The organism is Microbacterium sp. LWH11-1.2 (assembly GCF_038397745.1).
Lineage (GTDB): Bacteria > Actinomycetota > Actinomycetes > Actinomycetales > Microbacteriaceae > Microbacterium.
Genome location: NZ_CP151636.1, coordinates 2834962 through 2855400 on the forward strand (window position 1 = coordinate 2834962; position 20439 = coordinate 2855400).

General features: G+C 68.9%; 21 protein-coding genes and 1 tRNA gene. 16 read left to right on the top strand and 6 right to left on the bottom strand.

Going from position 1 to position 20439, the window contains the following annotated elements; all coding sequences use genetic code 11:
* The first annotated feature begins 3 nt into the window (after window positions 1-3).
* Genes ybeY through MRBLWH11_RS13735 form a run of 7 tightly spaced genes read left to right on the top strand, consistent with a single transcriptional unit; the run spans window position 4 to window position 5627 of the window.
* Window positions 4-462 (top strand): rRNA maturation RNase YbeY, encoded by a 459-nt coding sequence (gene ybeY, locus MRBLWH11_RS13705; RefSeq protein ID WP_017202321.1) that lies wholly within the window; start codon window positions 4-6, stop codon window positions 460-462.
* Window positions 459-1754 (top strand): hemolysin family protein, encoded by a 1296-nt coding sequence (locus MRBLWH11_RS13710; protein ID WP_116636660.1) that lies wholly within the window; start codon window positions 459-461, stop codon window positions 1752-1754. Before ybeY ends, MRBLWH11_RS13710 begins: the two co-directional genes overlap by 4 nt.
* Entirely contained in the window at window positions 1747-2643 is an 897-nt protein-coding gene (gene era, locus MRBLWH11_RS13715; protein ID WP_116636659.1) for a GTPase Era, read from the top strand. The genes MRBLWH11_RS13710 and era overlap by 8 nt, the downstream gene beginning before the upstream one ends.
* 54 nt (window positions 2644-2697) lie before the next feature.
* The gene (locus tag MRBLWH11_RS13720; RefSeq protein WP_116636658.1) at window positions 2698-3225 is read left to right on the top strand and encodes a sigma-70 family RNA polymerase sigma factor; all 528 of its coding nucleotides are present in this window, start codon (window positions 2698-2700) and stop codon (window positions 3223-3225) included.
* The gene (locus MRBLWH11_RS13725; protein ID WP_341945259.1) at window positions 3215-4201 is read left to right on the top strand and encodes a hypothetical protein; all 987 of its coding nucleotides are present in this window, start codon (window positions 3215-3217) and stop codon (window positions 4199-4201) included. The genes MRBLWH11_RS13720 and MRBLWH11_RS13725 overlap by 11 nt, the downstream gene beginning before the upstream one ends.
* Complete coding sequence (locus MRBLWH11_RS13730; protein ID WP_341945260.1) at window positions 4198-4677, top strand: hypothetical protein; 480 nt, start codon at window positions 4198-4200, stop codon at window positions 4675-4677. The genes MRBLWH11_RS13725 and MRBLWH11_RS13730 overlap by 4 nt, the downstream gene beginning before the upstream one ends.
* Window positions 4678-4685: 8 nt before the next feature.
* Window positions 4686-5627 (top strand): NADP-dependent oxidoreductase, encoded by a 942-nt coding sequence (locus MRBLWH11_RS13735; RefSeq protein WP_341945261.1) that lies wholly within the window; start codon window positions 4686-4688, stop codon window positions 5625-5627.
* Between the two features lie 72 nt (window positions 5628-5699).
* On the opposite strand, the gene MRBLWH11_RS13740 is transcribed toward MRBLWH11_RS13735, so the two are convergent.
* A complete protein-coding gene (locus MRBLWH11_RS13740) occupies window positions 5700-6347 on the bottom strand; it encodes a hypothetical protein (RefSeq protein WP_341945262.1) in 648 nt (215 codons plus the stop codon).
* 194 nt (window positions 6348-6541) lie between these two features.
* Here MRBLWH11_RS13740 and leuA point away from each other — a divergent pair, with 194 nt between their 5' ends.
* Window positions 6542-8296 (top strand): 2-isopropylmalate synthase, encoded by a 1755-nt coding sequence (leuA, locus tag MRBLWH11_RS13745; protein WP_341945263.1) that lies wholly within the window; start codon window positions 6542-6544, stop codon window positions 8294-8296.
* Between the two features lie 105 nt (window positions 8297-8401).
* Here the strand turns inward: leuA and MRBLWH11_RS13750 are convergent, their stop codons facing one another.
* Window positions 8402-9094: a TRIC cation channel family protein gene (locus MRBLWH11_RS13750; protein ID WP_116636651.1), complete on the bottom strand. Its 693-nt coding sequence runs from the start codon at window positions 9092-9094 to the stop codon at window positions 8402-8404.
* A gap of 34 nt (window positions 9095-9128) precedes the next feature.
* Between MRBLWH11_RS13750 and recO the strand changes: the two genes are divergently transcribed.
* Together recO and MRBLWH11_RS13760 are read left to right on the top strand one after the other, a co-directional pair.
* Window positions 9129-9872: a DNA repair protein RecO gene (gene recO, locus MRBLWH11_RS13755; protein WP_341945265.1), complete on the top strand. Its 744-nt coding sequence runs from the start codon at window positions 9129-9131 to the stop codon at window positions 9870-9872.
* On the top strand, window positions 9869-10672 hold the full coding sequence (locus MRBLWH11_RS13760) for an isoprenyl transferase (protein ID WP_341945266.1): 804 nt from the start codon (window positions 9869-9871) through the stop codon (window positions 10670-10672). Before recO ends, MRBLWH11_RS13760 begins: the two co-directional genes overlap by 4 nt.
* Here the strand turns inward: MRBLWH11_RS13760 and MRBLWH11_RS13765 are convergent.
* A complete protein-coding gene (locus MRBLWH11_RS13765) occupies window positions 10612-11223 on the bottom strand; it encodes an AAA family ATPase (protein WP_116636648.1) in 612 nt (203 codons plus the stop codon). The two genes, MRBLWH11_RS13760 and MRBLWH11_RS13765, sit on opposite strands and share 61 nt — an antisense overlap.
* Window positions 11224-11357: 134 nt before the next feature.
* On the opposite strand from MRBLWH11_RS13765, the gene MRBLWH11_RS13770 reads away from it, so the two are divergent.
* The gene (locus MRBLWH11_RS13770) at window positions 11358-12050 is read left to right on the top strand and encodes a DsbA family oxidoreductase (RefSeq protein ID WP_116636647.1); all 693 of its coding nucleotides are present in this window, start codon (window positions 11358-11360) and stop codon (window positions 12048-12050) included.
* A gap of 64 nt (window positions 12051-12114) precedes the next feature.
* Here MRBLWH11_RS13770 and MRBLWH11_RS13775 read toward each other — a convergent pair whose 3' ends face one another.
* Window positions 12115-13311: a metallophosphoesterase gene (locus MRBLWH11_RS13775; protein WP_341945268.1), complete on the bottom strand. Its 1197-nt coding sequence runs from the start codon at window positions 13309-13311 to the stop codon at window positions 12115-12117.
* A gap of 158 nt (window positions 13312-13469) precedes the next feature.
* A complete protein-coding gene (locus MRBLWH11_RS13780) occupies window positions 13470-13964 on the bottom strand; it encodes a glutathione peroxidase (RefSeq protein WP_116636646.1) in 495 nt (164 codons plus the stop codon).
* A 59-nt stretch (window positions 13965-14023) separates the two neighbouring features.
* Here MRBLWH11_RS13780 and dusB point away from each other — a divergent pair, with 59 nt between their 5' ends.
* The 5 genes from dusB to MRBLWH11_RS13805 all read left to right on the top strand — a co-directional run bounded on the left by dusB (window position 14024) and on the right by MRBLWH11_RS13805 (window position 19416).
* Window positions 14024-15199 (top strand): tRNA dihydrouridine synthase DusB, encoded by a 1176-nt coding sequence (gene dusB, locus MRBLWH11_RS13785; RefSeq protein WP_341945269.1) that lies wholly within the window; start codon window positions 14024-14026, stop codon window positions 15197-15199.
* Window positions 15189-16574, top strand: a complete 1386-nt coding sequence (locus MRBLWH11_RS13790; RefSeq protein ID WP_341945270.1) for a deoxyguanosinetriphosphate triphosphohydrolase — start codon at window positions 15189-15191, stop codon at window positions 16572-16574. The genes dusB and MRBLWH11_RS13790 overlap by 11 nt, the downstream gene beginning before the upstream one ends.
* Entirely contained in the window at window positions 16574-18433 is a 1860-nt protein-coding gene (gene dnaG, locus MRBLWH11_RS13795) for a DNA primase (RefSeq protein ID WP_116636643.1), read from the top strand. The genes MRBLWH11_RS13790 and dnaG overlap by 1 nt, the downstream gene beginning before the upstream one ends.
* A 36-nt stretch (window positions 18434-18469) precedes the next feature.
* A complete protein-coding gene (locus MRBLWH11_RS13800) occupies window positions 18470-19243 on the top strand; it encodes an ATP-binding cassette domain-containing protein (protein WP_116636642.1) in 774 nt (257 codons plus the stop codon).
* 97 nt (window positions 19244-19340) lie between these two features.
* Window positions 19341-19416: transfer RNA gene (locus MRBLWH11_RS13805), tRNA-Asn, on the top strand.
* A 59-nt stretch (window positions 19417-19475) separates the two neighbouring features.
* Here MRBLWH11_RS13805 and MRBLWH11_RS13810 read toward each other — a convergent pair.
* On the bottom strand, window positions 19476-20369 hold the full coding sequence (locus tag MRBLWH11_RS13810; RefSeq protein ID WP_341945271.1) for a dihydrodipicolinate synthase family protein: 894 nt from the start codon (window positions 20367-20369) through the stop codon (window positions 19476-19478).
* Between the last annotated feature and the right edge of the window lie 70 nt (window positions 20370-20439).

Here is a 20439-nt window from a genome sequence, read left to right on the forward strand (position 1 = left end):
GGCATGATCGAGATCAACAACGAGTCGGCGATCGACGTCGACGAGACCGTGCTCCAGCGGCTGACCGACTTCAACCTCGCCCAGCTGCATGTCAGCCCCGACGCCGAGGTCGCGATCGTCCTCGTCGACGAGGGCGCCATGGAGGCGCTCCATGTGCAGTGGATGGACGAGCCGGGACCCACCGACGTGCTCAGCTTCCCGATGGACGAGCTGCGCCCCGGAACCGAGGACCGCCCGACCGCTCCCGGGCTGCTCGGCGACATCGTGCTCTGCCCGCAGGTCGCGGAGACCCAGGCGCAGGCGGCCGGCCACACCCTGATGGACGAGCTCATCCTGCTCACCACTCATGGGCTGCTCCACCTGCTGGGGTTCGACCACGCCGAGCCCGACGAGGAGCGTGAGATGTTCGGACTGCAGAAGGAGCTCATCCAAGGCTTCGCCGCGGCCGAACGCCGCCGATGACAGCGACTCTCCTGCTCATCGCCGCCGTGCTCCTGGTGGCGTTCGGCGGCCTGATGTCGGCCATCGATGCCGCCTACGGCGTCGCCTCGCGTGCGAACCTCGCCGACATGGCGACAGAAGGACGGCGGGCGAAGGCCCTGGGCCGCATCGCCTCCGATCTCGACGCGCACGTCAACGCGGTCGCCTTCATCCGCGTCCTGGCCGAGGTCACGGCCGCGGTGCTCGTGACCGTGGCGTTCACGATCCTCATCGAGAACAACTGGTGGGCGATGCTCGCCGCCGCTCTGCTGATGACAGCGATCACGTTCGTCCTCGTCGGCGCCAGCCCGAGGTCGTTCGGGCGGCAGCACGCCGAAGGCATGATCCGCGGCACCGCGTCGATCGTGCGCGGCCTGCGCATCTTCCTCGGCCCTCTCGCGCAGGCGCTCGTCGTGCTGGGCAACCGGGTCACCCCCGGCACCGGGCGCAGCTCGTTCACGAGCGAGGACCAGCTGCTCAGCATGGTCGACGAGGCGGCGTCCAACGACCTCATCGAAGAGGATGACCGCGATCTCATCCACTCGGTGTTCGACTTCACCGATCAGTTCGTCCGCGCCGTGATGGTGCCGCGTACCGAGATGGTGACCGTCGATGCGACCGCCACCACCGACGAAGCCATGTCGCTCTTCCTGAACCGCGGCGTCTCGCGGATGCCGGTGGTGGACGACGACGCCGATGACGTCGTCGGGGTGCTGTATCTCAAGGATCTGGTGCAGTTCGCGTACCGCGACGACAGCGCCTGGCGCGCGGCATCCATCCGTCCCATCGCCCGCCCCGCCACCTTCGTGCCTGAGTCGATGCGCGCGGAGACGCTCCTGCAGCAGATGAAGCGCGATGCCGTCCACGTCTGCCTGGTGATCGACGAGCACGGCGGCATCTCGGGACTCGTGACGCTCGAGGATCTGATCGAGGAGCTCGTCGGGGAGATCTCCGACGAGTACGATCAGGTATCCGCCGAGTTCGTCGATCTCGGCGATGGCCGGTACCGTGTGAGCGCCCGGCTCTCGCTCGAGGACGTCGGAGATCTCTTCGGCCTCGAACTCGAGGACGAGGACGTCGACTCGATCGGCGGTCTGCTCGGCAAGGCCCTGGGCCAGGTGCCGCAGCCCGGCGCGACCGCGACGGTCTCGGGGCTCGCGCTCACCGGTGGAGCATCGCGCGGCCGCGGTCGAGGAATCGCCACGGTCTTCGTGGAACGCACGGCGACGGAGCCCGACGCTTCGCAGGACGAGGGAGAACGACACGATGACTGAGAACACCCGAAGCGGGTTCGTGACCTTCGTCGGTCGACCGAACGTGGGCAAGTCCACGCTGACGAACGCGCTCGTCGGCGAGAAGATCGCCATCACCAGCGAGAAGCCGCAGACCACCCGTCGGGCCATCCGCGGCATCGTGAACCGTCCGGAGGGCCAGCTCGTCATCGTGGACACCCCCGGCATCCACAAGCCGCGCACGCTGCTCGGCGAACGTCTCAACGATCTCGTAGACCAGGTGCTCGGCGACGTCGACGTCATCGGCTTCTGCGTGCCGGCGACTGAGAAGGTCGGCCCGGGCGACCGCCGCATCGCCGCGTCCCTCGACGGATACGCGCGGGCGAAGAAGATCGCGATCGTCACGAAGACGGATGCCGCGGGTCGGGACGAGATCACCGAGCGGCTGATGGAGGTCGATGCCCTCCGCGAGGACTGGGCCGCCGTCATCCCGCTCTCCGCACTGACGCGGGACCAGCTCGAGGTGCTCGCCGACGAGGTGCTGAGCCTCATGCCGAAGGGCCCTGCGCTCTATCCGGAGGGCATCACCACGGATGAATCGCAGGAGGACCGCATCGCCGAGATGATCCGCGAGGCGGCTCTGGACGGCGTGCGGGACGAGCTGCCGCACTCCATCGCTGTCGTGATCGATGACATCGCGCCCCGAGAGGGCACCGACCTGACCGACGTGCACGCCTCGATCGTGGTCGAGCGCGACAGCCAGAAGGCCATCATCATTGGACACAAGGGCAAGCGTCTCAGTGACGTCGGTGCGCGTGCCCGCAAGGGCATCGAGGCGCTGCTCGGCACCCGCGTCTTCCTCGGGCTGCACGTCAAGGTCGCCAAGGAATGGCAGCGCGACCCGAAGCAGCTCGGCCGGCTCGGGTTCTGACATGAGGACCGGCGACACGTCGAGGGCGGCGGGCAGGCCGCCGACCCCGCGGGCATGAACGGGCGCAGCCCGGACCCGGAAGCGCTGCGGAACGAGGTCTTCACACGCGTCTTCGACGACCACTGGGCGTCGGTGCGTCACCACATCGAGTGCGTCGTCGCTGACGACGCCGAGGTGGCGGAGATCGTCTCCGAGGTGTTCCTCCTGGCCTGGTCGCGGCTCAAGCCGACGCGGCCGATGGGCCGCGTGTGGCTGCTGCGGGCGGCCGAGCGGCGCCTGCGCGCTCGGTCGGGGCGCGCCCTCACGCTGCACACCGCGCTCGATGCGGTGCACATCGGAGTCACCGGCGATTCGGCGCCTCCTGGGCGCGTCGGTCAGGCCGAGGTCGTGCGAGCTCTGGGTGTCCTCACCTCCAGGGAACGGCGTATCATCATGCTCACGTACTGGGATGGGCTCGCGGAGGGGGAGATCGCGGAGCTGTTGCGCGGTTCTGAGTCCCGGGTGCGGAGAACACTTCGCCGAGCGCAGGATCGTCTGCGCGCGGAGCTGGGCCTGGAGGGGGTGACATCCGGTGACGACTGAGAACTCGGTGCTCGAGAGGGCGTTGAGCGACGCCGATCCCGGGCGCACCCCGCGCGATGCCGTCCCTGACGCGAAGGCCATCGCGACCCGCGACCGCATCCTCCGTTCGACGGAGGCGCCGAAGAAGCGCCGTCGTGCGCGCGCTCTGTGCTGGGCGTCGGGGGTCGTCGCTGTCGCGACGGCCGCGGTCGTCGCCTTCGCGATGATCACGCCGCAAGTGGCCGCGGTCGCGGGCACGCCCGCTCCGCTGGACTTCGAGGGGGAGTCCACGGTGGCCGACATCGTCGAGGAGGCGCACACCGCCCTCGCCACGTCGGAGGGCCCTTCCGAGGCGGTGCGAACGGTCCGGACGGCGTCGTGGGGCTTCGCGGTCGAGGTCGGCAAGAAGGAGACGAAGGTCGTTCCGAAGCTCTCGACTCTGACGTGGGAGCCCGACGGCTCAGGGCGGATGACGATCATCGCGGGCGTCCCCTACGACCCCGCGGATGCCGTGGCCAACAGCACGGCCGAGGTGACCAGCAGCGGTGAGGTCGTCACTGATCTCATCATGGAACCCGGCGACTTCACGACACCGTGGACGACCGTCCCTGCTGCCGACGGTGCTGACATGTCCGCGATGCTCCGCGCTCTCGGCATGCCAGACGATCCCACCGCCTTCGATGTGGAGACCGCGTTCACGTCGGCCCTCCAGCAGTGGACGCTGACGAACGCGCAGCACGCCGAGCTTCTCTCTCTTCTGGAGGAGGCCGGCGACGGCGTCGCACTCGGCACCTCAACGGATCGTCTCGGACGACCGGTAGCGGGCATCCGCGTGCAATCTCCCGACGGGGCCGCGAGTGACCTCATCCTGATCTCGCGTGAGACGGGCCGGATCGTCGGGGTCGAACGCACCGTGCTGATCGCGGACGAGGTGTTCGACGCAGGGGCGATCATCTCCTACGAGATGTGGGATGTCACGGAAGGAACCATCGAATGACGCGTGCGACCTCGGCCCTTCTCGCGGGTCTCGTCGGAATCCTCCTCGCGATGACCTCGGCGCCGGCCTTCGCGGCTCCGTCCGACGATGCCGAGCCGGATCCGCAGATCACGGCGATGCTCGAAGAGGTTCCCGGAGGTGTCCTCATCGATTCGAGGCACGCGGTGTGGCCGGAGCTCGCGATGGAGCTGACCGTCCATGCGGACAAGGGGCGGTCCGCCCGTTCGGTCGGCAGCTGCGCGACGAACAGCATCTGCGTGTACAACGGCTTGTCGCTGGGGGGCACGAGCACCTTGACGTTCGGCACCTGCGGCAATCACACCATTCCGTCGACGTTCTCGGCGAAGTCGCTGGCGAACGCCCGCACCTCGGGCTACGTGCAGGCGCGCAACGGATCGGCGGTCGTCGCGACCGTGTATGCCGGGAACTGGGCCAACATCTCCGGAGGCGCCACGAGCCTCCGGTGCTACCTCTGAGGACGAGCATGGCATCGCAGTGGATCGCCCGGACCCCTGGTCCGCCGGAGGGGTGGGACTTGGTCGGCTACGAGCCGCCCGCTCCTCGCGCCGGTGAGGTCACGATCCGGGTGCGTGCGGCCGGCGTGAACCCGGCCGATGCGAAGCACGTCGCGGCCCCGCGGGGCGGAGTCGAATTCCCGGTGGCCATCGGATACGAGGTCTCGGGCGAGCTGATCGCGATCGGTCCGAACACCTCGATCGGATCGGGCGCCGCCGCCATCGGAGACGAGGTCGTCGCGTTCCGCGTGGGCGGCGGATACTCGACGGAACTCACCGTGCCCGCGGAGAAGGTGTTCGCCAAGCCCACGACGCTGACGCACCCCGAGGCGGCGAACCTCCTCCTCGTCGGCACCACCGCGGCCGAGATGCTCGCGGTCACCGGTGCCGCTCCGGGTGAGACGATCCTGCTCCACGGTGCCTCGGGCGCCGTCGGCCTCAGCGTGCTGCAGCAGGCGCGGCTGCGCGGCATCCGTGTGATCGGCACCGCCAGTGAGAGCCGCTTCGACGAGGTGCGCCGCTTCGGGGGAATCCCTGTCCGCTACGGCACGGGCCTCTCCGATCGGGTGCGTGACGCGGCGGATGGTCCGATCGCCGCCGCGCTCGATGCCGTCGGCACGGACGAGGCCGTGGATGTCTCGCTCGCACTCGTCGCCGACCGTCGGCGCATCGTCACGATCGCCGCGTTCGGACGCGCGGAAGCCGACGACATCCTGGCCATCGCCGGGTCCATGCCGGCCAGCACGCGGTTCCGCGACGAGGTGCGCGGCGAGCTCGTCGCCCTAGCGCAGAACGGTGACCTCGTCGTGCCGATGGCGCGGAACTTCGCGCTGGACCAGGCACCCGAGGCGCATCGCCTCCTCGCGACCGGTCACCCCGGTGGCAAGCTCGCGTTGATCCCGGACGCCTGAGGCCCCTGTTCGGAGCGACTCGCGAGTCGCCCGCGGCGAGAAAGTCGGTGATCGCACAGGCTCCGGCGACGGTCAGTCGATCTCGCGGAGCGACGACGTCACGATCACCACGTCGTCGCCGAACTCGGCGTCCGCGGCATCCTGAATCGTGCCGTCGTCCCACACGACCTGCAGCCAGAGGTAGCCGCGGTCGGCGCCCACGGTCAGGGCGTCGCGTCCGAGTCGGGCGGAGATGTCGTCTTGGATCCGGGTGAGGTCGACCTCGGCCGTCGTGCCCTCCGTGCCGCCGGCCGGATCCTCCGGCGCGACCGGATCGTATAGAGCGAGCATGATCGGCGGATCCGTGTTCGTCAGCCGCGTCCCGTCGTAGGTCGCGTAGACCGCATACGCGCCCCACGTCGTCTCACCGCTGGTCTCGCTGCCCTCGAGGCCGTCCCAGGACCAGCCCTCGAGCGGGACACCGCTGCACTGCGGCGGGTAGGACTCCATGATCGCGCCCAGACACAGCTGCACGTCGCCCGCGACATCCAGAACGGTGCCGACGCCGATCACGCGTCCCTGCGGAAGGCCGGGCGTGACGTTCTCGAGGCGCTGGTCTGACGGGATCGCGGTGTTCGTCGGGGCGGGGGAGCCGCCGGGGCTGTTCGCGCAGGCGCCGAGAACGAGGACTCCGAAGACGGATGCCGTCGCGAGAAGCCTGCGACGCTGCGATGTGCTCATACTCCCCAGTGTCGCGCCCGCCGGGATCGTCTCACGACCGTCGAACGCGACCGGAGCTTCCCTGCTAGCATGGCCGCATGCCTTTCGGCGGTCTGCTTCTTCTTAGCTGCCGCGACGAGTCCTAAGAGCTAGGGCCTTCCTCGTCGCGGCGCTTGTGTTGGCCCGTACATCTTGACGAAGAGAAGAAGCCCATCATGCAGAACACTCAGCGCTCCTCAGCGATGCCGATCCACAAGTACCGGCCGTTCCACGAGCAGATCGACGTCCACCTGCCGGACCGCACATGGCCCGACGCCCGCATCACCGAGGCGCCCCGCTGGTGCGCGGTCGACCTCCGCGATGGCAACCAGGCCCTCATCGACCCGATGTCGCCCGAGCGCAAGCGCGTCATGTTCGAGCTGCTCGTCAGCATGGGCTACAAGGAGATCGAGGTCGGCTTCCCGTCGGCGAGCCAGACCGACTTCGACTTCGTCCGCCAGCTCATCGAAGAGAACCTGATCCCGGACGACGTGACGATCCAGGTGCTGACGCAGGCGCGCGAGCACCTGATCGAGCGCACCTACGAGTCGATCGCCGGTGCCAAGCAGGCCATCGTGCACCTGTACAACTCGACCAGCGTGCTGCAGCGCGAGGTCGTCTTCCGCACCGACAAGCAGGGCATCATCGACATCGCGCTCGAAGGCGCGCGCCTGTGCCGGAAGTTCGAGAAGACCATCCCCGACACGAAGGTCTACTACGAGTACTCGCCCGAGAGCTACACGGGCACCGAGCTCGAGTTCGCCCTCGACATCTGCAACCAGGTCATCGAGGTCTTCGAGCCCACCCCTGACCGCAAGGTGATCATCAACCTGCCGGCGACGGTCGAGATGGCGTCGCCGAACGTCTACGCCGACTCGATCGAGTGGATGAGCCGCCACCTCGCCCACCGCGAGAACATCATCCTGTCGCTGCACCCGCACAACGACCGCGGCACGGCGATCGCCGCCGCCGAGCTCGGCTACATGGCCGGTGCCGACCGCATCGAGGGATGCCTCTTCGGCAACGGTGAGCGCACCGGCAACGTCGACATCGTCGCGCTGGGCATCAACCTCTTCACGCAGGGCATCGACCCGCAGATCGACTTCAGCGACATCGACCAGGTCAAGCGCACGGTCGAGTACTGCAACCAGCTGCCCGTGCCCGAGCGCAGCCCGTGGGCCGGCGACCTCGTCTTCACGGCGTTCAGCGGTTCGCACCAGGATGCGATCAAGAAGGGCTTCGAGGCGATGGCCGTTCGGGCCGAAGCAGAGGGCGTCACCGTCGACGACATCGAGTGGGCCGTGCCGTACCTGCCGGTCGATCCGAAGGACCTGGGCCGCTCGTACGAGGCTGTCATCCGCGTCAACTCGCAGTCGGGCAAGGGCGGCGTCGCCTACCTGCTGAAGTCGGATCACGCGATCGACCTGCCGCGCAAGTTGCAGATCGAATTCTCCGGCGTCGTCCAGGCGAAGACGGATGCCGAGGGCGGCGAGGTCACGAGTGACCAGATCTGGTCGATCTTCAACGACGAGTACCTGCCTGCGGATGACTCCGCCGCCAAGTGGGGACGCTTCGAACTGCTCGCGACCCAGACCCGCAGCGACATGTCGGGCGAGGTCGTGCTCGACGTCGTGCTGCGTGATGACGAGCAGCAGCTGGCTGTCGCGGGGTCCGGCAACGGACCTGTCGCCGCGTTCGTCGAGGTGCTGCGTGCGCAGGGCTTCGACATCACGGTCTACGACTACGTCGAGCACGCTCTCAGTGCGGGCGGCGACGCGCAGGCCGCTGCCTACGTCGAACTGCAGGTCGGGGACCAGCGGCTGTGGGGCGTCGGCATCGACGGCGACATCTCGACCGCGTCGCTCAAGGCGATCGTGTCGGGTGTGAACCGCTCGATCCGCACGCGCGCGCAGGAGCTGGCCGCGGTCTGAAGTCCGTCGCTGCCCTGACCCACTTGGGTCGCTGAGCTTGTCGAAGCGTGCCTACGGGCCCTTCGACAAGCTCAGGGACCCAGGGGTCGGGGTGCGGCGTCGCGCTCAGTCACGCGGCTTCACGATTGGGATCGCTCCCGTCTCGGCGGCGACCTTGCGGCGGTAGATGCGTCGCTGCTCCGGGAGCGAGACGTCGAAGCTCACCGCCAGCACACGGATCACGGCGGTGACGACGATGCCGATGATCGCGGCGAGGGTGATCGACATGCCGAAGCCGTTCGCGATCACGATGAACGTGCAGCCGGCGCCGGCGGCGACGGCATAGAGCGAGCCGACGTGCATGATCGCGGTCGGCAGGCCCATCAGCATGTCGCGCAGCACGCTGCCGCCCACTGCGGCGCAGACGCCGATGAAGACGGCGGGCACCTCGGGGATCCCGAAAGCCAGAGCCTTGCTCGTCCCGAACGCGCCGAACATCCCGATCACGACGGCATCGAGCACGACGATCACGGTGTTCAGGCGGCTGAAGAGTCCCGCGAGGAGCATTCCGAAGAGAGCGGCACCGGCGGCCGTGACGAGATACCACTGATTCTGCAGGGTGGCGGGCGTCTGACCGAGCAGGATGTCGCGGATCAGACCGCCGCCCATGCCGATCATGATGCCGATGATCGCCACGCCCAGCCAGTCCAGTCGGCGCTGCCCCTGGAACCCGGAGGCGAACAGCGCGCCCTGCACCCCACCGAGGCCGACGCCGAGGAGGTCCGCCCACAGCGGAATGGTGAAGAGCGGTTCGGTCACCCGTCCATTCTCGCGCACGGAGGATAATCGACGTGTGCCCACCTACCGAGACGAAGTGGTGATCCTGCGCACCCACAAGCTGGGTGAGGCCGATCGCATCGTCACCATGCTGTCGCGGCGGCATGGCAAGGTCCGTGCGGTGGCGAAGGGCGTGCGACGCACGTCGTCGAAGTTCGGCTCCCGGCTCGAGCCCTTCATGGTCGCCGATGTGCAGCTCTATCAGGGCCGCTCGCTCGACATCGTGCAGCAGGCGGAATCGCTCGGCTCCTACGGCACCGACATCGCCGCACACTACGACCGCTTCACCTCGGCCAACGCGATGGTCGAGACCGCCGACCGCCTGAGCGATTCCGAGGCGACGCCCGAGCAGTACCTGCTCCTCGTCGGCGGTCTGCGCGCGCTCTCGCGGGGCGAGCACGTGCCGCGCAGCATCCTGGACTCGTATCTGCTGCGCGTGATGTCTCTCTCCGGATGGGCGCCCTCGCTCGACGACTGCGCCCGCTGTGCGGCGCCCGGACCGCACAGCACGTTCGTCGCCCAGCTGGGCGGCCTGGTGTGCGTGAACGATGCGCCGGCCGGAAGCCCGCGCATCGCCGAACGCACCCTCGAACTGCTCCGCGCCCTGATCAGGGGTGACTGGGGGTTCATCGACGCGGCATCTCCCGCCGAGTCGGCTGCCGCAGCCGGGCTCGTCGGAGCCTATGCCCAGTGGCACCTGGAGCGCGGCATCCGCTCGCTCTCGCACGTTTCCGACATCCGAGGAGAAGGAGCACGGTGACTCCCAAGCCGTACACGCACAAGGATGCCGTGGCTTATCGCCCTCTCGACTGGACGGGTGTGCACCCGCCCGCGTTCCCCGCGGTGCCCGAGCACGTCGCCATCGTCATGGACGGCAACGGCCGCTGGGCGAACCGCCGCGGCCTGAACCGTGTCGAGGGACACAAGGCCGGCGAGGAGGTGCTCCTCGACGTCGTCGCGGGCGCGATCCAGGCCGGAGTGAAGCACCTGTCCGTGTACGCGTTCTCGACCGAGAACTGGGCGCGCTCTCCCGAGGAGGTGCGCTTCCTCATGGGGTACAACCGCGATGTGCTGCACCGCCGACGTGACCAGCTGAACGAGTGGGGCGTGCGGGTGCGCTGGGCCGGACGGAAGCCGCGGCTGTGGGGCAGCGTCATCAAGGAGCTGCAGTACGCCGAGCAGCTCACCAAGGGCAATGACGTGCTGACTCTCACGATGTGCGTCAACTACGGCGGTCGGATCGAGCTCGTCGATGCGATGCGCTCGATCGCAGCCGATGTCGCCGCGGGCAGGGTGAAGCCGAACGCGATCAGCGAGAAGATGATCCGGCGCCACCTCTACGTTCCCGACATGCCCGACGTCGACCTCTTCGTGCGGAGCTCGGGGGAGCAGCGCACCTCGAACTTCCTGCTGTGGGAGTCGGCGTACGCGGAGATGGTGTTCCTCGACACGCTCTGGCCCGACTTCTCCCGCGAGGAGCTGTGGCGCGCGATCAGCATCTACCTGTCGCGGGACCGCCGCTTCGGAGGAGCCGTCGACGCTCCCGACGCGACAGCCTGAGCGCGGAGCCACTTCTCCGTCTCCCGAGGATGGCGCAGGCGCACGATCGTGAGATGCGGGAAGTGCTCGATGACACCGGGCATGCGCTCCGCCCATTTGTGCAACGTGTTCGTCTGCCAGAGCAGGATGTTCTCCTCCGGCTCGCCGCGCCACATCTGCCATATCGGCTTCTCCACGTTCCCGTTCCACAGCGGGGTACGCAGGATGCCGCGGGCGAGGGTGCGGCGCAGCAGCCGTGAACGCACCACGCGGTACGGGTAGTCCAGCCAGACGACGAGCTGCGCGCGCGGCGGGAGGACCTCGTCGGTCCCCTTGCTCGTGTACTGCCACTCCGTGACCCAGCGATCCTCGGCCGCGAACGCGCGCACGTCGTCGAGGAACTCCGGTCGCGGCGTCCAGTTCGGCCCGTGGAACAGTGCGTCGATCTCGACGTGCCGCAGGCCCCACGCGTCGCCGATCCGCCCGGCGAGGGTCGTCTTGCCCGACCCGGACACTCCCGCGATCAGCACGCGCTCCGGCCTGAGAGGCAGCGGATCGTCGGCGGAGAGCATCCGGAAATCCTATCGATCGCGGGGATTCGTCGCGCTCCTCGATTCCTGAGCGAGGAGCGCAGCGACGAGACGAAGGGCGCTCCGGAACCGCGAGATCCGGAATAGCTCACAGAACCATGCGGTTGGATGAAGGTGTGAGCGAACCCATCTCCATCGACATCTGGTCCGACATCGCCTGCCCCTGGTGCTACATCGGCAAGCGCAACCTCGAGAAGGGCCTCGAAGCCGTCTCCGCCGACGACGACGCCCCGGAGGTCACCGTGACCTTCCACTCCTTCGAGCTCTCGCCCGACACCCCCGTCGACTTTGACGGCGATGAGATCGACTTCCTGGCCGGACACAAGGGGATGCCGCGCGCGCAGGTCGAGCAGATGCTGTCGAACGTCACGGGCGTCGCGGCGAACGCGGGCCTCGAGTACCGTTTCGATCTCCTGCAGCACACCAACACCGTGAAGGCGCACGAGCTGCTCCACTTCGCGAAGGCCGAGGGCCTGCAGCACGCGATGGAGGAGCGCCTCATGTCCGCGTACTTCACCGAGGGCAAGCACGTCGGTCGCATCGACGACCTCGTCGAGCTCGCAGTCGAGGTCGGTCTCGACGCCGATCGGGCGCGCGAGGCGCTCGAGAGCGAGACGTACCTGCCGGCGGTCCGTCAGGACCAGGCGCAGGCGCAGGCCTACGGCATCCAGGGCGTGCCGTTCTTCGTGATCGACGGGCAGTACGGCATCTCGGGTGCGCAGCCGCCCGCAGCGTTCGAGAACGTGCTCCGCGATCTCTGGGCGAAGCGCGGAGAGACCGAGGACGAAGCAGCGGCCGTCCAGGCCTGAGGCACCTTTCTGATACCGAGGCGGCGCGAGCTCTGCTCCCGCCGCCTCGATCTGTCTCGGGGTGTCAGAGGCGCTCCTGCTTCGGGGCGAGGGGGAGCGGTTCCATGGGCTGGTCGTCGGCGGTGAGGTCGATGCCGAGGTCGCGGGCATAGACGACGCGAGTGGCGATCGACACGTCCTCGCCCGCCTCCGTGAGTTCGAACACGCGACCGCCGCGCATGCGGTTGCGCTCCTCTCCGTCGAGACCGTACGCACCGAAGCCGGCGCCCGGCGCGTATCCCAGCAGGACACCGTAGTAGTCGCCCACGTAGTCGTTGATGTGGTCGTGCCCGACGAACACGCCCTTCACGTCGCCGCGCTCGAGGATCGCGTTGAACATGCCCGAGTTGAACGGACCGGGGCACTCGTCCTCGTTCCTCTCGCCGACGATGCCGTGCCGGGCCTGGCCGCGTGCGGCGTCCGCCTCCGTGCGGGTGTCAACGCCTCCCCACCACATGAAGCGGTGCTCCCACAGGGCGATGTGCAGGAACATGAGACCGGGCAGCTTCGTTCCGCGGCGCTTCTCGAGCTCCTGCGACTGCTGGCGATACCACGCGACCTGATCCATGCGCAGCCAGTCCCAGGTCGGATAGCCGGCGAAGTCCTGGCCGTTCAACGCGTCGGGGGCGTAGCGGCCGGAGTCCATCAACCACAGCGCGAACGCCGCGCGGTTCTTCTTCGCCGACGAGGCGATCGTCGCGATCGTGTTGCTCGTGCCCGTCACGCCTCGGGTGTTCTCGGCATTCATGTTGTAGTCGTACGACCGGTAGATCGCCAGCATCCCCGCCTCGTCGACGCCCGACTCGGGCAGCGAGTCCTCGTCGTGATTGCCGAAGGTGACCGCCCAGGGGATCTGTCGGGCCTCCATCGGCCAGACGACGTTGTTGATCGCCTGCTTCACGGCGAGCCGCGTCTCGCATCCTCCGGTGATGACGTCGCCGTTGATGACGACGAAGTCCGGCGCCTCCTGATCGAGCACCTTCTCGATCAGCTCCACCGTGCGGCGGTCGGTGAGCTCGTCGTCCTGCGTGTCGTTGAACTGCACCACCTTGAAGGTGCCGTCCGCACGGAACTGCAGCCGTCCTGCCTTGCCGGGCTTCATCTGAGGGGACGGCGAAGCCGCGTTCGCCGGCGGGGTGCCGAGCGGCAGAGCGGTGCCCAGAGCGCCGAGCGCTCCGGCAGTGAGGACGGTTCGCCGGCTGATCGGCAGTCGGTCGGGCATGGTCGGTCTCCTTCGTCTTCCGGCGGATTCGCCGCGGAGAGACTAAGGACCAGGGGTGGCGTCGTGGCGACCAGCAGGTGAACGGATCCCGGTGGAGCTGCGCCTCCCGGGCGGGTGCTCGGGTGACGCGCAGGTGAACGACCCGCCCGTCGAGCGGTCTAGCGGGTCAGGGCCGCTTCGATCGCGCTGACGATCTCGGGGGCGTCCGGCTTCTGCTTCGGGCGGAAGCGCAGGACCTCGCCGTCGGGCAGCACGAGGAACTTCTCGAAGTTCCACTCGACGCGGCCCGCCTTGCCGCCGGCATCCGGGGCCTCCTTGAGCGCCTTGTAGAGCTCGGAGGCGTTCTTGCCGTTCACCTTGACCTTGTCGTTCACCGGGAACGAGACCCCGTAGGTCGTGGAGCAGAACTCGAGGATCTCGTCGACGGACCCCGGCTCCTGCCCGAAGAACTGGTTGCACGGGAAGCCCACGACGCTGAAGCCGCGGTCGCCGTAGAGGCGCTGCAGCTCCTCGAGCTGCTCGTACTGCGGGGTGAGGCCGCACTTCGAGGCGACGTTCACCACCAGCACCACATCGGCACCGAGGTCGTCGAGAGTCTTCTCGTTGCCCTGGGCGTCGGTGAAGGGGATCGAACGGAGCGCAGAGTCGGTCATATTCACAGCTTAGGTCGCAGCATCCGCACCGGCTCCGCGTCTGGGAGAATGGAGGGGACATGACTCTCGCCACCGCCCCCGCCCGCCCTCTTCGCATCGGTCCGATCGATCTCGACGTGCCGGTCGTCCTCGCGCCCATGGCGGGGATCACGAACACCGCGTTCCGACGCCTGTGCCGCGAGTACGGCGCGGGGCTGTACGTCAGCGAGATGATCACGTCGCGGGCGCTGGTCGAGCGCAACGAGACCACGATGCGCCTGATCCAGCACCACGAGTCCGAGACGCCCCGCTCGATCCAGCTCTACGGCGTGGACCCGGCGACCATCGCCGAAGCCGTGCGCATCATCGTCGCCGAGGACCACGCCGATCACATCGACCTGAACTTCGGATGCCCGGTGCCGAAGGTCACGCGCCGAGGCGGGGGAGCGGCGCTCCCGTGGAAGTCGAAGCTGTTCGCCGACATCGTCGACCAGGCCGTCAAGGCCGCAGGCTCCATCCCGCTGACGGTGAAGATGCGCAAGGGCATCGACCGCGACCACCTGACGTTCATCGAGGCCGGGCGCGCCGCCGAGGACGCCGGTGCTGCCGCTGTCGCGCTCCACGCCCGCACGGCGGGCGAGTTCTATTCGGGGCACGCCGACTGGAACGCGATCGGCGAGCTCAAGCAGGCGGTCACGAGCATCCCGGTGCTCGGCAACGGCGACATCTGGTCGGCCGAAGACGCCGTGCGCATGATGGCGCAGACCGACTGCGACGGCGTCGTGGTCGGACGCGGGTGTCTCGGCCGTCCCTGGCTCTTCGGCGACCTGGCCGCCGCCTTCGGCGCGGGCCCCGCGACGAGCTCGGGGACCGGCCATGTGGTCGACGCGACTCTCGGCTTCGTCGCGAACGCGTTCCGTCGGCACGCCCAGCTGCTGGTGGAGTTCTTCGACGAGGAGGATCGCGGCTGCCGCGACATCCGCAAGCACGTCTCCTGGTACTTCAAGGGCTATCCGGTCGGCGGAGACATCCGCACCGGACTCGCCACCGCATCCAGCCTCGCGGAGATCGACGACCTGCTCGGCCGACTCGACCACACCGCGCCGTACCCGGGTGCCGACGCGGAGGGCCAGCGCGGACGCGCCGGTCACCCGAAGCGCACGGCCCTGCCGGACAAGTGGCTGGAGTCGCGGGAGATCGAGTCGTCGGCCTCCGAGATGATGCGTGGAGCGGAGATCGAGAACAGTGGTGGCTGACCCTCAGGCCGGTGTGCGCGCCGACGGCTACGACGCCCGCGACGCCGAGCGCTTCTTCGCCGAGACGCACCGATCCGAGCGCGACGACTTCGCGCGCGACCGCGCCCGTGTGCTGCACTCGGCGGCGCTCCGCCGTCTCGCCGCGAAGACCCAGGTCCTGAGCCCAGCGAGCACCGCCGACTTCGCGCGCAACCGCCTGACCCACTCGCTCGAGGTCGCCCAGGTCGGACGCGAGCTCGCCACGGCCCTCGGCGTCTCCGCCGATGTGGTCGACACGGCCTGCCTGAGCCACGACCTCGGACACCCGCCGTTCGGGCACAACGGCGAGCGCGCGCTCAACGAGTGGGCCGAGCACATCGGGGGGTTCGAGGGCAATGCCCAGTCCCTCCGCATCCTGACCCGGCTCGAGGCGAAGGTCCTCGACGACGACGACCACTCCGTCGGACTCAACCTCACCAGGGCCAGCCTCGACGCGACCTGCAAGTACCCCTGGACGGTCGACAGTCCGGTCCCGGACCCGGGCGGTCGACTCAAGTTCGGCGTGTATCCCGAGGACGAGGCCGTGTTCCGGTGGATGCGCGAGGGTGCGCCCGGTCGCCTCCGCTGCATCGAGGCCGAGATCATGGATCTCTCCGACGACATCGCGTACTCCGTGCACGATTTCGAGGACGCGATCGTCAACGGCTACGTCGACGTCGCGCAGCTCGCGGATCCGCGCGGACACGATGCTCTCGTCGGCCGTATCCAGCAGTGGGTGGGCTACGACTTCACCCGTGACGAGCTCGCCGACGCCCTCTATCGTCTGGCCTCGCAGTCGATGTGGCTCCCGTCCTTCGACCGGTCGCGGCAGGCGCTCGCCCGTCTGAAGAACCTGACCAGCGATCTGATCGGCCGCTTCGCGCGCGCCTCCGTCTCGGCGACCCGCGACGCCTACGGGGGAAGCCATCTCGTGCGCTACAACGCTCACGTCGTCGTGCCCCGTGTCGTGGAGGCCGAGATCGCGGTGCTCAAGGGCATCATGGGCCAGGCGATCGTCACGATCGACGCGCGCAAGGGCGTCTACAAGGAGCAGCGGCGCGTGCTGAAGAGGCTCGCCGACTCGCTGTGGTCGACCGACGCCCTGTGGTCGGCGGGCGCCGATGTGCTCGAACCCGCGTTCGCCGCCGACTTCGTCGCCGCGGTCGACGACGCCGAGCGCGCCCGCGTCGTGGTCGACCAGATCGCGAGCCTCACCGACCAGAGCGCGATCGACTGGCACAACCGTCTGGTGGGGGAGATCGACCCCGCCGAGGTCGGGATCTGGACGCCGCGGCACGCCCGTGCGCGCGCAGGCGCGCACGCCGAGAGGCGGCCCGTCGCCGAAGGGGTGGGCTGATGCCCCGCATCCGGCAGGCCGACGTCGACGAGGTCAAGGCGCGCACGAACATCGCCGACATCGTCGGTGAGCGCGTGGCGCTGAAGTCGGCCGGGGTCGGATCGCTCAAGGGTCTGTGCCCCTTCCATGATGAGAAGAGCCCGAGCTTCCACGTGCGGCAGCAGGTCGGCTACTACCACTGCTTCGGCTGCGGCGAGTCGGGAGACGTCTACTCGTTCCTCCGCGAGATGGACCACGTCAGCTTCACGGAGGCCGTCGAGCGCCTGGCCGGCCGCATCGGGTACACGCTCCACTACGAAGACGGGGGAGCAGCCCCCGAGACCAGCGGACGCAGTCGCCTCTATGCCGCGAACACGGCCGCCGCGGAGTTCTTCCGCGCGCAGCTGCTCTCGCCGGACGCCGAGGCCGGTCGGCGGTTCCTGGGCGAACGCGGATTCGACGCCGGGGCCGCGGCGCACTTCGGTGTCGGCTTCGCTCCGCGCGGCTGGGACGGGATGCTCAAGGCTCTCACGGCGCAGGGCTTCACCCGTGAGGAGCTCGCCACGGCAGGTCTCGTCTCGACAGGACAGCGCGGGGTCTACGACCGGTTCCGCGGGCGTCTGGTCTGGCCGATCCGCGATGTCTCCGGGCAGACGATCGGCTTCGGCGCCCGCAAGCTCTTCGACGACGACCAGGGGCCGAAGTACCTGAACACGCCGGAGACCCCGATCTACAAGAAGGCGCAGGTGCTCTACGGGCTCGACCTCGCCAAGCGCGATATCTCGCGCGGAGATCCGCGCCGCGTGGTCGTGGTCGAGGGGTACACCGACGTCATGGCCTGCCATCTCGCCGGTCTCACGACGGCGATCGCGACGTGCGGCACCGCCTTCGGCACCGAGCACATCAAGGTGCTGCGCCGGGTGATGGGCGACGACAACGCCTCGGGCGAGGTCGTCTTCACGTTCGACGGTGACGAGGCCGGCCAGAAGGCGGCGCTGCGCGCGTTCACCGAGGACGACCGGTTCAACGCCCAGACCTTCGTGGCAGTCGCGCCGGACAGCCTCGATCCGTGCGATCTGCGACTGCAGCGAGGGGATGCCGCGGTGCGCGGGCTCATGGACGCCAAGGTGCCGATGTTCGAGTTCGCGATGGACCGGAAGCTGGGCGGCTTCGACCTCTCCACGGTCGAGGGTCGCGTCGGCGCGCTGCGTGCGGCCGCGCCCATCGTCGCCGAGATCAGGGACCGGCTGCTGCGCCCCGGGTACGAGCGCGTGCTGGCGCGTCGCCTCGGCATGGATCCCACCGAGGTGCACAGCGAGGTGGAACGTGCCGCGCGCGGTGCTTCGCAGCAGCCCGCGGCGCGGCGCGAGACGCCCCAGGCCGATCCGTCGACCGGTATCGCAGGCGTCGCGCCCGTCACCCTCGCGAGCCTGCCCCGGACGGCCGACGTCGCGGTCGAGCGCGATGCTCTGATGGGTGCCCTGCAGTACGGGCACCAGGTGGACCAGGATCTCCTGAACCGCGCCCTCGGCGCCCCGTTCCGGACACCGGGTCTCGACGCCGTGCGCGAGGCCGTGGCATCCGCTCCTGACCGCACGAGGGCGGGCTGGGTGACGGATGCCGTCAACGGCGTGCGCGAGCCCTACCGGTCCCTGGCCGGTGAGCTGCTGATGACGCCGTTCCCCGCCAGGAACGAGGAGGGTGCGGTCGCCTCGACGACCGATCTCGCCCGTCGTCTCATCCTCCGCCAGCTGGAGCGCGAGAAGCAGGAGCTGCTCGGCGCGGTGCAGCGGGTGCCCGCGGAGTCGGACGGCGGCCGCGCGCTGCGGATGCGTCTGAGAGACATCGACGCGGAGCGTCAGAGGTTCGCCGAGTCGTAACGCGCCCGCCGGGTCGGCAGAGGGCAGGATGGAGACATGTCCCGAAGGCCAGAATCCCAGAACGCGATCGAATGCTCGGATCTGGTGATCGACCGCATCGGGCACGGCACTCCCACCCGTGCCGTCGACGGTGTGACCTTCTCTCTCGCGCCGGGCGAGCTCATCTGCGTCGCCGGACCGACCGGTTCGGGGAAGTCCACCCTGGTCGCCGCCCTCGCGGGGTCGACCGACCCCTCGGTGCGCGTCGTCGGCGGAAGCGCCGTGGTCTGCGGCGTCGATGTGCGCAGGCCCGGTCGGAAGCACCGCATCCTCACGTATCGCACCGGCTTCGTGCCTCAGGGTGCGGGTGCCGACCTGCCGCCCCGTCTCACCGTCAACGAGGTGATCGCCGAGCCGATCCTCATCCGGGAGCGCCGGGTCAACACGAAGGCGCTGTCGATCCGCGTCGCGACCCTGCTCGACGAGCTGCACCTTCCGCTCGGCACCGCAGCCAAGTTCCCGTACGAGCTCAGCGCCGGCATGCGTCAGCGCGTGGCGATCGCCCGATCGTTCATCCTGGAGCCGAAGGTGCTCATCGCCGACGAGGTGCTCGCGAACCTCGACCTGGAGGTGCGTCCGGTGGTGTTCGACGCGATCACTCGTCGTCGGAGGGAGGAGTCGATGGCCGCTCTCCTCGTGACCAACGATGCGGCGTTCATCCGCGAGCTGAACGCCGAGACGCTCATGCTCCGCGGCGGTCATGTGGTCGCTCGCGGCGTCGGCAAGGACCTGCTCTGGGTTCCCAACGCCGAGTCGGATTCGCGGCACTGAACACGACACGCCCGACCTGCGCCGACCCCGCCCCGGTGTCACGAGTGGGGCTCGGAGTTTGCTAAGCTTGTCGAGTTGCCCGCGCAGCGGTGCACATTCCTCGGTAGCTCAATTGGCAGAGCAGCCGGCTGTTAACCGGCAGGTTCTTGGTTCGAGTCCAAGCCGGGGAGCCAAGATGGCCCGGAACTCCTTCGCGAGTTCCGGGCCATTCCCTTTTCGGCCTCGACGACCCTCAGCCGCGGAGTCCCAGCCGGTCGACGACCTCCGCGACCCGCTCCCGCGCTCCGGCACGAAGCCCGAGCACCGGGCGCGGAAGGCAGTCCGGGGCGACGAGCTGCAGGTGCTCCGCGATGGCGGCCGTGACGCGATAGCTCCCGAACTCCCGGAACAGGTCCCACAGCGGCTGGAGGCGGGTCGATTCGGCGGTCGCGGCATCCTGGTCACCGGCCTGCGCGGCACGCGTGATGGTGAGCGCGGGGTCGGGGAGCGTGCCACCGATGACCGAGTACCAGGCATCGCATCCGGCGTTCATGCCCGTGGCGGCGAACCAGTCGCCCGAGACGCCGATCGACACCGTGTCGGGGATGCGCTCGCGGAGTCGATGCACGCGTGCGGAGGCATCCTGGGGATCCACCGGAACACCGGGGATCTTGATGGAGGCCACGTTCGGCAGCGCGGCGATCCGGGCATGGAGCTCGTCGGTGAACGTGACGTGCGTCGTGCCGGGATTGTCGTAGACGACCAGGGGCACCGAGAGTCCGGCCGTGACATCCTCGAACAGCGTGAACACCTCGTCCGGGGTCAGCGCCTGGTAGGTGACCGGCGCGAGCAGCACGGCGCTCGCGCCGGCATCCTGCGCATCATCGGCGAGGCGCTGCACCTGGGAGGTGCGGAGCGCGCCGATGCCGACCATCACGGGCACGTCTCCCGCGAGCGCGACGGCTGCGCGGGCGACGCGCCGACGCTCGTCGCGGTCGAGGTACAGGTAGGAGCCGGTCGAGCCGAGCGCCGTGATCGAGTCGACGCCGGCGGTGACCAGCCGCTCGATGAGTCGCGCGTAGGCGGCTTCGTCGAAGGTGTCGTCGCGCAGCGGGGTGAGAGGGAAGGCACTCAGGCCGGTGAACATCGGTGCTCCTGTCTTCCGGCGCGCTTCGGGAAGGGCGCGCCGCCTCAGCGAGCGTAGCTCAGCGTCCGTG

Bases quoted from the DNA above. Each gene is read 5' to 3' on its own strand.
- ybeY (WP_017202321.1), top strand. From the start codon at position 4: ATGATCGAGATCAACAACGAGTCGGCGATCGACGTCGACGAGACCGTG.
- MRBLWH11_RS13710 (WP_116636660.1), top strand. From the start codon at position 459: ATGACAGCGACTCTCCTGCTCATCGCCGCCGTGCTCCTGGTGGCGTTC.
- era (WP_116636659.1), top strand. From the start codon at position 1,747: ATGACTGAGAACACCCGAAGCGGGTTCGTGACCTTCGTCGGTCGACCG.
- MRBLWH11_RS13720 (WP_116636658.1), top strand. From the start codon at position 2,698: ATGAACGGGCGCAGCCCGGACCCGGAAGCGCTGCGGAACGAGGTCTTC.
- MRBLWH11_RS13730 (WP_341945260.1), top strand. From the start codon at position 4,198: ATGACGCGTGCGACCTCGGCCCTTCTCGCGGGTCTCGTCGGAATCCTC.
- MRBLWH11_RS13735 (WP_341945261.1), top strand. From the start codon at position 4,686: ATGGCATCGCAGTGGATCGCCCGGACCCCTGGTCCGCCGGAGGGGTGG.
- MRBLWH11_RS13740 (WP_341945262.1), bottom strand. From the start codon at position 6,347: ATGAGCACATCGCAGCGTCGCAGGCTTCTCGCGACGGCATCCGTCTTC.
- leuA (WP_341945263.1), top strand. From the start codon at position 6,542: ATGCAGAACACTCAGCGCTCCTCAGCGATGCCGATCCACAAGTACCGG.
- MRBLWH11_RS13765 (WP_116636648.1), bottom strand. From the start codon at position 11,223: ATGCTCTCCGCCGACGATCCGCTGCCTCTCAGGCCGGAGCGCGTGCTG.
- MRBLWH11_RS13775 (WP_341945268.1), bottom strand. From the start codon at position 13,311: ATGCCCGACCGACTGCCGATCAGCCGGCGAACCGTCCTCACTGCCGGA.
- MRBLWH11_RS13780 (WP_116636646.1), bottom strand. From the start codon at position 13,964: ATGACCGACTCTGCGCTCCGTTCGATCCCCTTCACCGACGCCCAGGGC.
- dusB (WP_341945269.1), top strand. From the start codon at position 14,024: ATGACTCTCGCCACCGCCCCCGCCCGCCCTCTTCGCATCGGTCCGATC.
- dnaG (WP_116636643.1), top strand. From the start codon at position 16,574: ATGCCCCGCATCCGGCAGGCCGACGTCGACGAGGTCAAGGCGCGCACG.
- MRBLWH11_RS13800 (WP_116636642.1), top strand. From the start codon at position 18,470: ATGTCCCGAAGGCCAGAATCCCAGAACGCGATCGAATGCTCGGATCTG.
- MRBLWH11_RS13810 (WP_341945271.1), bottom strand. From the start codon at position 20,369: ATGTTCACCGGCCTGAGTGCCTTCCCTCTCACCCCGCTGCGCGACGAC.